Origin of the sequence: Mycoplasma sp. CSL7475-4, assembly GCF_024834065.1 — a bacterium.
Lineage (GTDB): Bacteria > Bacillota_I > Bacilli_A > Mycoplasmatales > Metamycoplasmataceae > Mycoplasmopsis.
Window position 1 is genome coordinate 1 of sequence record NZ_JANUYA010000005.1, and the last position, 12,750, is coordinate 12,750.

The 12,750-nt window shown below is 28.0% G+C and carries 12 protein-coding genes; 9 read left to right on the forward strand and 3 right to left on the reverse strand.

The window, feature by feature from the left end:
• From NXS15_RS02475 to NXS15_RS02485, 3 genes are all read right to left on the reverse strand, one after another.
• A partial coding sequence (locus NXS15_RS02475; RefSeq protein WP_259290285.1) for a restriction endonuclease subunit S occupies window positions 1–437 on the reverse strand: 437 nt, incomplete at its 3' end.
• A gap of 273 nt (window positions 438–710) precedes the next feature.
• Window positions 711–1,235, reverse strand: coding sequence for a hypothetical protein (locus NXS15_RS02480; RefSeq protein WP_259290286.1), 525 nt, complete (start codon window positions 1,233–1,235; stop codon window positions 711–713).
• A gap of 12 nt (window positions 1,236–1,247) precedes the next feature.
• Window positions 1,248–1,724: a hypothetical protein gene (locus tag NXS15_RS02485; protein ID WP_259290287.1), complete on the reverse strand. Its 477-nt coding sequence runs from the start codon at window positions 1,722–1,724 to the stop codon at window positions 1,248–1,250.
• 224 nt (window positions 1,725–1,948) lie between these two features.
• Here NXS15_RS02485 and pyk point away from each other — a divergent pair, with 224 nt between their 5' ends.
• From pyk to NXS15_RS02530, 9 genes are all read left to right on the forward strand, one after another.
• Window positions 1,949–3,385: a pyruvate kinase gene (gene pyk / locus NXS15_RS02490; protein WP_259290288.1), complete on the forward strand. Its 1,437-nt coding sequence runs from the start codon at window positions 1,949–1,951 to the stop codon at window positions 3,383–3,385.
• Window positions 3,385–4,125: a thermonuclease family protein gene (locus tag NXS15_RS02495; protein WP_259290289.1), complete on the forward strand. Its 741-nt coding sequence runs from the start codon at window positions 3,385–3,387 to the stop codon at window positions 4,123–4,125. The genes pyk and NXS15_RS02495 overlap by 1 nt, the downstream gene beginning before the upstream one ends.
• Window positions 4,118–4,951 carry a DNA-binding protein WhiA gene (gene whiA, locus NXS15_RS02500; protein ID WP_259290290.1) on the forward strand — a complete coding sequence of 278 codons (834 nt, stop codon included), beginning with the start codon at window positions 4,118–4,120 and terminating at the stop codon, window positions 4,949–4,951. Before NXS15_RS02495 ends, whiA begins: the two co-directional genes overlap by 8 nt.
• A 94-nt stretch (window positions 4,952–5,045) precedes the next feature.
• A complete protein-coding gene (locus tag NXS15_RS02505; protein WP_259290291.1) occupies window positions 5,046–5,960 on the forward strand; it encodes an ABC transporter permease subunit in 915 nt (304 codons plus the stop codon).
• Window positions 5,948–7,039: an ABC transporter permease subunit gene (locus tag NXS15_RS02510; protein ID WP_259290292.1), complete on the forward strand. Its 1,092-nt coding sequence runs from the start codon at window positions 5,948–5,950 to the stop codon at window positions 7,037–7,039. Before NXS15_RS02505 ends, NXS15_RS02510 begins: the two co-directional genes overlap by 13 nt.
• Complete coding sequence (locus NXS15_RS02515; protein ID WP_259290293.1) at window positions 7,032–9,167, forward strand: OppA family ABC transporter substrate-binding lipoprotein; 2,136 nt, start codon at window positions 7,032–7,034, stop codon at window positions 9,165–9,167. The genes NXS15_RS02510 and NXS15_RS02515 overlap by 8 nt, the downstream gene beginning before the upstream one ends.
• Complete coding sequence (locus tag NXS15_RS02520) at window positions 9,167–11,056, forward strand: MAG3240 family lipoprotein (RefSeq protein ID WP_259290294.1); 1,890 nt, start codon at window positions 9,167–9,169, stop codon at window positions 11,054–11,056. The genes NXS15_RS02515 and NXS15_RS02520 overlap by 1 nt, the downstream gene beginning before the upstream one ends.
• Window position 11,057: 1 nt before the next feature.
• Window positions 11,058–11,624, forward strand: coding sequence for a hypothetical protein (locus NXS15_RS02525; RefSeq protein WP_259290295.1), 567 nt, complete (start codon window positions 11,058–11,060; stop codon window positions 11,622–11,624).
• A complete protein-coding gene (locus NXS15_RS02530) occupies window positions 11,624–12,643 on the forward strand; it encodes a ZIP family metal transporter (protein ID WP_259290296.1) in 1,020 nt (339 codons plus the stop codon). The genes NXS15_RS02525 and NXS15_RS02530 overlap by 1 nt, the downstream gene beginning before the upstream one ends.
• The last annotated feature ends 107 nt before the right edge of the window (window positions 12,644–12,750 follow it).

Here is a 12,750-nt window from a genome sequence, read left to right on the forward strand (position 1 = left end):
TCTCAAGCGTTTGTAAATCCTTTGAATCTAATAGCCGGATAAGACGATTTTGCTGATGCAAACATCTTCTCAAGAAGTGTATTTTTTATATTTTCTAGCTTTTCTAACTTACGCTGAAGAAGTGATATGATTGTTTTTACATTATCAAATAGATTGTATATATAATTTTGTTCTTGTTTGTTTTTTGTTATTTTTAATGATAAATTCACAGTTTGTGATCAATTTATATATAGTTGTGAAGTCCCTTGCTTTATAGAAAGTATTTTATTTCTTGTATGTGGTGAATACATTAAATAATAGATGAATTTTGATAAATACTCAATTTCATTTATTATTAACCTTTGAGTTCTTTGATTATAAATATATTTATCGTATTTATCTATGTGTAAGACCTTTCCGATAATATTGCCATCCATTGTTTTATCGTTCATCACCATAACTAAATTGTTTTTGTCAAGCAAGTATTTCTTTGATATATTGTTTTTATCAATTCTTAGTAGTTGATCATTATATTCACCATCAAGACTATAACTTCCTATGTTTATTACAAAGTACTTGCCGTTAATATCGAAATATTTTTCAAGTGAAACTCCTGCTACACCTTTACATAATTCACCCAGCCTTTTTTGTTCTCAAGCGTTTGTTGTTTCTCGTACAATCTCAAAGTTTTTGGCAGTTTTTTGAACAAATTTACTAACAAAATCAATGAATTAACCGGTTTTTGGCTTACACTGAAGAAGTGATATATATTGATTTTTAGTTTTTATTAGTTTGAAAACTTTACTCTGCTCATCATTATTAGGCAATAATATTTTGATAAATTGTATTTCTTGTATATAGTGTCTTTTATGTGAAATAGGTTCCGTCATTTTTTTATTTAATATTTCTCTGATGAGATACAAATTATTATCTTTGTTTCTGTTTACTAAAATTTTTATAGCGCTTGATTTGAGAACAAAAGGGAAATTTATAAATTTATTAAGCAATGTAAAATCATCAAACAATATACACTCTCCTGCGTAGAAATTCAAAGAATTTGATCATCCTAAAACAGGTGTCTTATTCGCTGTTAAAATAGGTATTTTCCCATTTTCCGAAATATCAACATCTTTTACTATATATTTGTCCGGTCGTAAATAATCTATGATGTCAGCAACCCTTTTTTGTTCTCAAGCGTTTGTTGTTTTTTGCGTAATTTCAAAATTTTTGGCAGTTTTTTGAACAAATTTACTCACAAAATCAACAAATTAACAGGTTTTTGGCTTACACTGAAGAAGTGATATGACATAATCTGCATTGTTTATCAATTTACATATTTTTGTCTGTTCATCAACTTTTGGCTTGACAATAATTATTTTGACTAAGTCTTCAACTTTTATGCTTTTGCCCATCCTCAACCCAAATGTTATAGGTTTAAGCTTTTGAATAAAATCTTTTGACTTAAATATAATTTTAAGAAAATATGGATTATATTCATTCATATCTTTTAACCGTAAAACACTATATGCAGGGCTAGTTAGTCCATTTAGTTCAGAAAATGCAAGACCTGCAAAATACGATGAAAGATGTAACACAAAGTCAAATCTATTAACTAAATTGAATTTTTTTATGCTTTCATTTTTTAAATAATTAACTCCAGATAATCGTTTTTGCATTCCATTATCATTCGTTGCAGTTAATATTTGTAATTTATCAAATCCTTTTTTATTCTCAAGAAACAACACATCATCTACCTTTTTTAGTTCTCAAGCGTTCGTTGTTTTTTAAAAAGATGAGCAATAAATTTGATTAAAAAATAAGTTACCGAGAATCAAAAACAATAATATTCCAGTTTACAAACTAACTATAATAAGGAATATATTCCATTAATTTTAAAAACTATAAAAATATTAAATAGAGAAAAAAAATAAATATTTTAGAATTTGTATATTAAATATAAGGAGAAAATATGAAATTAGATAATCATAAAGAAAAATTAACAATAACATCTGGACCAGCAGTTTTTTCATTAGAAATGATGAAAAATGTAATCAATGCTGGTGCAACCATAATTAGAGCAAACTTTAGCCACGGTAACATCGAAGAACAAAAGGCAAAATTTGATTTAGCAAGACAAGCCGCTAAGGAATTAGGTGTTAATGTATCATTACTATTAGACACCAAAGGTCCTGAGGTTAGAGTTGGTAAAATGAAAAATGGTGCAGTTGCTATTGCACAAGGTAAAGAATTAAAAATTCTTACAACTCCAGAGGCATACCAAAATTTAGAAGGCGATGACAATCAAGTTAGCGTTCCATACGACATGAGTGCTGACTTAAAAGTCGGAGATAAAGTTCTATTTGATGACGGAAAACTTACTTCAACCGTAACTAAAGTAGTTCCGGGTGAAGTAACAGTTGTGACTGCAAATGCGCATGTGTTAAAAACAAACAAAAGAATTAACTTACCTAATGTAGATTTCTCTCTACCATTTTTGAGCGAAAAAGACATTAATGATGTTAAGTTTGGTGCACAATATGGAGTTGATTATATTGCAGCTTCATTTGTTAATAGTGCTAAAAATGTTAATGACTTAAGACAATTATTAAACGATAATGGTGGTGAAAAAATCCAAATTATCTCTAAGATTGAGAGCCAAATCGGAATCAATAACATCGACGAAATAATCGAAGCGAGTGATGGGATAATGATTGCACGTGGAGATTTAGGTTTAGAAATTCCTTATTACGAAGTTCCTTATTGACAACAACAAATTATTGATAAATGTCGTTCAGTAGGTAAAGTGGTCATTGTCGCAACTCAAATGCTAGACTCTTTAGAAAATAATCCACAACCAACAAGAGCAGAGGTTAGTGACGTTTATTGAGCTACATCATATGGTGCCGACTCAACAATGCTTTCAAATGAAACCGCTGCTGGAAAATACCCAGTGCGTGCCGTTGAAGTTATGCGTACAATTAACCAAAGAGCAGAAAATGATTATTATGCTAGTTCCGCATACTCAAAATGAATCGACGAATTATTAAATAAACTTGATAAAGATAACGAACAAAATATTTTAATCTCAAAAATAGTTAAAGCAGTGCAAAATGGAGATTACAAATACACAGTTATAGTAACCAAAGATGAATCAATATTGAGTAAACTTTCTCAATTTAGATTAAACACTGTTTTTATCGGTGTAATTGCAGACGAAAAAGCACAAACAACATTCGGAGCCACTTCAGGTGTAAAAATTCCGTACGATGCTGCCGATTTATATAAACAAATTTCAAACGACGAATCTAAAATTACCGAAGTTGAGAAATTATTAGAATTTGATAAAGACGATAAATATGTTTTAGTTCTAGAAAATGAACTAAAGTACAAAAAATTAGCTAAATAATGAAATTCAGATATTTTTCTTCTTTATCATTAATTCCTATAATTACAACGCCTACTTTGGTCTCATGTAAAAAAATAGAAACGAATAAAAAAGAATCTGATAACAAAAATTCATCAGTTGTGGTAATGAATCATAAAATTAAATTGCAAGACAATTTACCTTATGAAATTACCGAAAATCAACTTGAAATCGATAAAGCAATAAAAATAGAAAATATCAACAAAATCAATGATGGCGATACTTTTCGCTTCCAAGTAAAACTTGCACACGGAATTACTTATTCATATACCAGTCGCTTTGCCGGTATAGATACTCCCGAAACACACAAATATCAAAACGGGACATTTGTTGATACCGACGGTATTCAATATGAATACGGTAAAAGAGCAGAGCAATTTACGACAAGTATTTTGCAAATGCCAAACATTGAAATATATATTGTGCCGCAAAAGACAAAAACAGGTGACGATCAGATCAGAGATATTTACGGACGAATTATCAGTATTAACTACATCAAAATCAATAATAAATGAATAAATTTGAATACTGAATTAGTGCGTTTAGGCTTTGCCCGAAAAGCATATATTTCTTTAAAACCAAGTAGTACATTTTTTACGACCAACCAAGCTTATTATTACGAATTAAGTTCTGCACAAGAATACGCAATGAATAATAAATTAGGCATATTTGCACAAGATGCAGACTTCGCAAAAATTTACCCGAAAGCAAAACATGAATAACGATAGCTTCACTCAATTAATTAAAAATGAAATTTTCAGTAAAAAGAAAAACAAAAATGAAATTATAGAGTTTTTGCGTGGTTTTATTTTTGCAAATGCAGTTATTGATAATAAGATAAAACTTAAAATAAGTAATCAGGACACACGTCAAAATATTATTAAAATGTTGCGTGTAGTTAAGATTAAAGCCGAATTAAACCAAACTGTTATTTATTTAGATGTCAATGATTTTGACTTAAGCTTTAACTTCCCTATTCCTAATTACTTTTTTGCTGGCGTTTTTGTTGGCGGTGGGACAATAAGTGGTTTAAAACGTTCATCTTATCACTTACAATTGAGTTCAAATTATGAAAAAATAATTGAAGGACTTCAAAAAAAATTGAACGAATATGATTTTGGTTTTCAAAAAATTAAACATAAAAGTAAATACCTAATTTATGTTAAAAAATACGAAAAAATTTCAGATTTTCTTAAAGCTATTGATGCTATTAAATCAATGTTTGCGTTTGAAGATTCACGCATTAAACGAGATTTTGATAACTCTATGAATCGGATAAATAATGTTGATGTTGCCAATATTAAAAAAATAGTGACTTCAAACCAAAAACACATTCAAAATATAAATTACTTAAAACAACACAATTTGGCACAATATTTCAATGAAAACCAGTTAAATTTATTCGAATTGCTCTTACAAAACCCCCAAGAGAGTTTAACTAATTTAGTGATTTTATTCACATCTAATTTTGATGTTAAAATTTCAAAAAGTGGAATTAATCATTGATTAAAAAAACTGGATAAAATTGTCAACGAACACCATCATTAAAATGGTGTTTTTTGTTTGCAATGATAAAAATTACAATAAGTGGTACAATAAATATATAAAACTTAAGATTTATATTAAATCGTAGAATGGGTTTATGAAAATTTTCAATTATTTTAAATATTTAACCAAAAACATATTAATCAATTTTGCAATAATAATAATTGTTGTCTTTTTACTTCATTTCACATTTGCTTCAATGCTAATAAACGACTATAATATTACACAAAGTTTCCAGTATATTGCAAATATTTTAATATTTAAATATGGCACAGTAAAAAGCCAATCCAATGTGGATGTTACTAAGCTTTATTCAACATATTTCGGCAACACAATTTATTTAGTTTCAACTAGTTTTATCATCAGCTTTGTGATTGGTTTTTATTTAGCTTACTTATTAGCCCGTAAAAATAAAGCAATATCGTTAAAATCAATTAATATTGCCATTTTCATTTTTAGTTCAGTACCAATTTTTATTCTTGGCCCGATCGCAATAATTTTCAATAAAACATTGAACTTACCGACTGTTTTTATTGATTTATATATAGGCAATTATTGAGAAACTTTTCTCTCAATAATTACACCTGTTGTTATTTTGTCTTTAGTTGTAATTCCGCTCGTGGTTGGATTTAACTATTCAAGTTTAAAAGAAATAATACAGAGCGAATATTATTCATGAGCAAAGGCTAACGGAGTATCAAATCACAAAATATTTTGGAATGTTGTCTTTAGAAATTGAATCTCTAGCGGCTTACAAAAAATTGTTTTTATATATATTTATCTAGTCACTTACTCAATGATTATTGAAAGATTTTTCTACATACCAGGTCAATCATTTATTTTTCAATATTTAAACAACCCAGACTATTTAAATTTGTTAATGTATTCAATTTTAATGAATATAACTTTAATTTTTTTGATTAAATCAATTACTGATTTAATTGTGTATATTTTAGACATCAAAAAAGTTTATACAATTGTAAGGATAGGAGGTTATAAATGAAAAAAATAAACAGTTTTAGTTTTAAAAATATTAAACCTCCACGCAATGAAGTTTTAAATATTCAAAGTTCATTTAAGCGATTTTGAAACAAATTTTTCAGCTCAAAAACCGCAATAATTTCTTTGATTACTTTATGCTTAATTGTCTTATCAGTGATTATTTCGTTAATTTTTTATCAACAAAGTTATAATCAAGCGATTAATAATTCATACGCTTTAAACACTGAGTTGCCATCGAGCTTAACTGGTTTTAAACTATTAATTCTGCCCGAAAGTGAAGAATTAAATGTTTATCGTGAATTTGCTAAACAATACCCTAAATCAGTATTTATTGAACGCATCTTCGATGATTCTGACGGATTGATAACATACCTTGTTAAATTTAATGCATATAATTTATTTAACGATAATTCCTTGCACCTATTAGGAACTAATTCGCAAGGTATTGACAACTATGCAAGACTGATATACTCGTTTGCAAATTTAATGTTAATTTCAACAATTTCAGTGTTGATATCAATATTTTTATCAATATTTATTGGCGGTTTTGTTGCTATTTACTTTAAAAAAGAAATTGCAAAAATCTATGACAAAATTTTTACCACATTCGCTCTAATTCCATATCTTTTGTTTGCTTTAATATTATTTTTAGTACTTAAAAACAATTTAATAAATTCGATAATAATTTTTAGTACTATTTCGACAATCGCACTTTCGCTTAACGCATACCAAAAAAGTGTTGAAATTTTACGCAATGAATTTATAAATGCCGAAAAAGCAATTGGCTTTACTCGTTGAAATTTATTTAGCAAAACTCTTATAAAACCTTTAATTTTCAATCAACCAATTCAGGCAATTGAACAAATTGTTTTAATTTTCATATCATACTCGGCCATATCAATTTTTGACATCAACAAAACAGTTTTAACGCTTGGAACAATTATTCTAGAAGCCCTAAATTTATCAGATATAAATCCCGCATACATTATAGTAACTTCACTGATGACAACTTTTTATGTATTCTCTTTAAAATTCATTGCTTTTGAGTTAAATAGTGCGTACATCAATCAAAGGAGTTATTATGAATAAAAAACTAATGTTATCACTAATAACTTGTTCAACCTTACCTGTTGTTGCGGTAGCGTGCTCAAAGACTCATATTGCTAAAAATATATATATTATCGAAAAAAACGAATCGAACCCTAATTACAATGGCTTTGAAAAAGTTAGCGGTGTTTACGGCAAAAGAAAAACTTTGCACGATTCATTAATTGGCAATTATTTACTGCGTTATAAATATATTGGTCAAGTAAATTTCGATTACTTAAATAACTACTTTTTTGCTAATGGTATTAGTGCTAGATTTTTAAAATTTGGTTTGATTAATAAAATTGAAATTACTGACAAAGACAACAATGTTTCAGTATTTGATAGCGACGATGATGACATTTTTAAAAATCCCAAAGATCATCTAAAACGTGATATAAACAGAGGTTATAAAAATTATATTTATACATTGCAATCACAAAATCCACGATCAATCAATTCAGCTAATTTTAAACAAAAACTTGGTAAGGCTAAAAATATTAAATTTTTCTTTAAAAGTGAACAATATTGGTTTGATAATCAAGGCAAAAAAACAATTCAAAGCATTACCCCAAACGATTTACGCCAATCAATTATTAGTGCAAATTTAAATCAAGAACAGATTCATAATTTAAATTTGTTAGGTTTTGATAATGACTTAGACAATGAAAACAATTTTAATTCGAAATTTGCTCAATTCAATTTAACAAACATCACTAACAGCGATTTATTTTTAAGCGAAATTATCGAAAATAAAATGTTTTCAGCCTATAAAGCAAATCATTATGCGGGTGCTTACTTTCTTCAATCAAACGATTTAAAACACACCAAGTATAAAAGCCTAAATAACGACCCTATTGAGTACGTAATTATCAAATACAATCCCGTTGGAAAAATAGATAATCAAACACACAGAATCCATATTTTAAACGAATATGAACAAGGTTTAGTATCGGCACAGGACATTTCGATTTTTAACGATATTCAGCAAAACGAATTGATTAGAAAATTTAAAGCCAACGATCCAAATGTGAAATTAAATATCATTAGAACTAAAAATAATAGTGCTAATCAATATTTAACATTCAATTTAAATCCCAATCTAGAGGCAATGGATGATTTGTATAAGCTATTAATGTATGGCACAAAAGATAATAATAAAATCGACTGGAGAAATTTTTATAGCGGTTTAGGTTTTGAGTTTCGAAATAACATTACTCAAATTATTGATAAATTTTCACTTAACTACACAGTCAATAAAACTCAGTACTACGATAATTTCATTTCAGCAGAATCTCTAATATCAAATGCCAAAAATACAAATTATGTACGCATCATAGACGCAATTGATCATTTGAATAAAAACATCTTGTTTTTGGGCGATAAAGTATATGAATATTACTCTGAAGAAAACAAAAATCACTATTATACAAAAGATAGTTATCTAGATATATACGAACAACTTAAAGCTCCTAAATTTGAGCAGATTAAAACTAATATTAAACAAATGCTCGATAAGTTTTACGCAACTTTAAACACAGCACAAAAAAGCCAAAAAATTCAATTTATTATTCCCTTAGATTTAGAAAAAATAGAAACAAAATTATTGAGTGTATTGAAAAACCTATTCAATAGTATTGATGAGCGTTTAGAGATTAAAATTGTTGATTTAGATAATAATTTAGCCAAAGTATATTACACAAATTTCAATGCAAATCAGGACAATACTATTGATTATTTAATTGATGTTGTTAAAACTCAAAACATTCTAAAAGCTCTTGACTATATCGACTTCAATCGTTTTGTTTACCTAAATAAATTTAAACAATTTATGTTACAAAGTTTAAACATAAATAATTTTGGTGATGATTTAGATGATTTAGCACAAAATTCAGCCGATTTTGAAGCAAAAATTAAAAAAGCTATTTTCGATTTGCATTCACAATATAACTATTTTGATATTATTAAAATTATTAATGAGATTAAAATAGTTTACTCTGTGCCATACAATGTTGCATTAAATGTTGATTTAGCAAATTTCAGATACGAATTAATTCAACCTTGATTTATTAAACCGACACGTGATGATGAATTAATTTATTTCGAAGATATTAAAATAGGAGAGGATTAATGAAAAAACGCTTACTTTTACTTACCCCAATAATTTCAATACCATTTGTTGCTGCTAGTTGTAGTAATAATTTTAGTATTGAGGTTAACAGTAAAATTGAGTATGGCGTATTTGACAATAATTTATTGAGTTCATATACAAAACAACAGCTTGAAATCATTAATCAATATACACCGATTTTGACCTCAAAACAATTTAAAGTTAAATCAAACGACATAAAATTCGAACAGGATGATATTGTTGTCAAAAACAACAATAAAAGCGAGAAAATAAGCAAATTTATTCCAAACTTTAAATATTTAAAACCGCTTAAACTACATTTTGTAACTAATGGTAATTTTAAATATATTCAAGGAGATCAAAGTGTCGACGACTTAACAAGTTATGATGTTTTATTCCAAAAATATGACTATGTCTTTGGCAACACACAAGCCAATTGACCTGATATATTCAGTATTGTTAAACAAATTGCATCATCAGAGTTGAATGATTCATTGAATATTCTAAATCCCAATTTTATTTCAACAAGATGAATGAGAGCTAAAGCTTGAATCAAAAACGATGAACAAATTAAATACTGAGAGGATTTAATTCTTTTGGAATTGAAGCGCTTTAGTTTTTCTAATTTAGCACAGATAGCAAGAGTCAAAATTACACCTGTGAGTTTTATTGAGGGCATAAGAGATGATCGATTTGTCAATGCTCCTATAATTAAAATTGATTTTTTAGATCAAAATAATCAATCTTTATTGAGTAAACAAATACGAGATCAAGAATGAATAATTGGTCTAAAAAACAATCAATATTTATTGAAAAACACTGAACAAAACCGTAATACATACACATCATTGTTCAGAGATTATAATTCAAAAAGCAATTTCAATCATACACTCGATATTGATGATGACGAAATACTATTCAATGAGTATGTTAATGGTTATTTTGGTTCCGAAACATTATTAAAATATACAAACCCACTGGCTTTAACTGATAATCAATACGAGTATTATGTAAACCCTAGCTACAATTTCAATAAGGTTACAGCACGTTCATTTTTATGATTTCTAAATAACGATGAAAAATATTTTAAACTTGAAGTTCCATCTTGAAGACAACATATAGACGCCAAATACGAAATAGTTGATAAAAAAATAGATCATAAATATTTAAACGACACTAACTCATTAATTGAGTTAAAAATTAAAGTCACAACTCAAAAAGGCGAAGTTAAATATTTTAAATGATATTCAATCGACATCAACGCTCACTACCACACATTTGCTAAATACAAAATCACTCCTGATTTAAACTTTAGAAATCCTTTAACTTATGGTTGAAAAGAAGGCTTACCAAAAGAACAAAAAAATTCAGTCAATGAAATAATTGACCCAAATGTATTTTTTGAACAAATATTATTGAAATTAATGAGTATTCAAGTGTATCGCATTAGAAATAATTTAACAATTTTTGATAACGTTCCAATGTCCAAATTCGAAGCTCATCGTGTACAAGATCGCAAAGTGATTATTGAAACTTTAAAAAGTTTGTTAGGTTTAGATGTTTTTAAATATTTAATTGGTCAAAATAGCAGCGAAGAAACCTGAGTTGATGATATTAGCGTAGAGTTTGTTGGCTTAGACGATGAAGCGGGCTGTGTTTTGCTTAAAGTAGATTTATTAGATAAAAATAAAAAAACATTACTTAGTTCGCAAAATCAAGAAAAAATTATAAAATGATATGGGTTTAATGGTGTTGATAACACCAAGATTAACAATCAAATAAGTACTTATAATATTGAAGATTTATCTCTTGAATATTTATTAAAAAATAATAATGAAAAATTAGCAGACGTGAATAATATTATCAATTATTTTACGTGAAAGGAATAGTATGAAAAAATGATTAAAATCACTCATACCTGTTCTCTCTTTTACTCCGGTAATTTTAAGCGCCTCGTGTTTATTGGACGGTAGTTATGACAAGATTCAAGGCCAAATAGATTTTGAACAACTTAACGAACAAAATTTTAAAAACATTAAAGAAGACAGTATACGTATTGAGTGGAAAAACAATAATAGTGAACAATTCATTAACAATATTGTTTTGCCTGAACTAAACGCAATCAAAACGCAAGAACAAGCAGTTAAATTTATAGAAAAATACTTCTTAATTAAGCTAATTGCCAAAAGACCACATCAAGGATGAGACGGCAACGGAAGTTATTCACATATACACGAAGAAGTGATTGGCAATGTGTTTAAAGATCACGAGAAAGTGTTGAAATTTGAAATGTTTGTTGTAAGCAATAATTCTCACTTTTTAACTTACAATAGCGAGAAAAAAATTATTGAGTTCAAAGCTAAATTAGCATCGCAAAATGCCGAAAAAAACGACAATAAACGTCCATTGTATTATTTTGAATACAATTTTCAAATCAGCACAAAAGGAGCTAGATAATGGATAACTATTTATATAAAGTTTATAACTATTTATCAAATACTGCTCTTTCTGAAACTGGGACTAAGTTTATTTTTGGTTTAATTGTTTCAATATTGCTGCTTTCAATTCCGATTTTGGTAGCTCTATTTGTACCTTTATTTATAAAGAAACCAAAAAAAGAATTTTCTATTTATTTGTACTCATTTATTACTGGAATGTTTATTATTTTGGGTTCTTTTGGCTATCTACGTGAAGCGATCGAAATAACTAGCCGCGGAAGTGGTTTAAAAGGCAATAATATACCCACAAGCAATATTTATCTATACAACATTTTAATTATTGTCGGTGGATCGCTGCTGGGAATTATTAGTGCTTTTACAATTAAATACATTGTTTATGCCACAATCAAAAGAAAATATAACTTAAAAAATTCAATATTTGTACACACACACGAAGCAGGACATCATCACGGGGAACAAGAACACCAACATACACACGGTGATCACATCTGAAACAACAATGATTTAGCCGAAGTAGAAACTAAGCAATATAAGAAAAAAAACAAATGGACTGCGCTAATTTTATTGTTAGGACACAGAATTCCTGAAGGTTTATTGATTGGAATTAGTTTATTTAACCTAATTCACAATCAAAATGTGAGTGCTGTTTCAATTGCTTTCTTTATTTCATTCGTGATGCACACAATACCTGAAGAAATTGTTTTTTACTACCGTCAAAGGGAAATGGGTATTAAGCCAATTTATGCCGTGTTAAATTCAATTGCAGGTTTGTCCCTAATTATTCCGTTTATATTCATTGGTGTTTTCGGGGCTGAATTTTTAGAAAAAATTCCAGCACTTAAGGCATTCATTATGGCCACAGTTGGTTCAGTAATGGTCTTTACAGCAATGGTTGAATTCTTGCCTGAGTTTTATCACAATAACTTAGAAAAGAAAAAATGATTTATCACACTATTGATGTTCTTTTTAGGAATAATTTTTACAATATTTGTTTTATCATTCCACACACACGGTTAATTCAAACAAGACACTTAAGTGTCTTTTTTTATATCTCGTTCAATATTAGCACTAATTTAATATAAATCAGTATAATTATTTATACATAAAGCAATAATAGGGGGAGA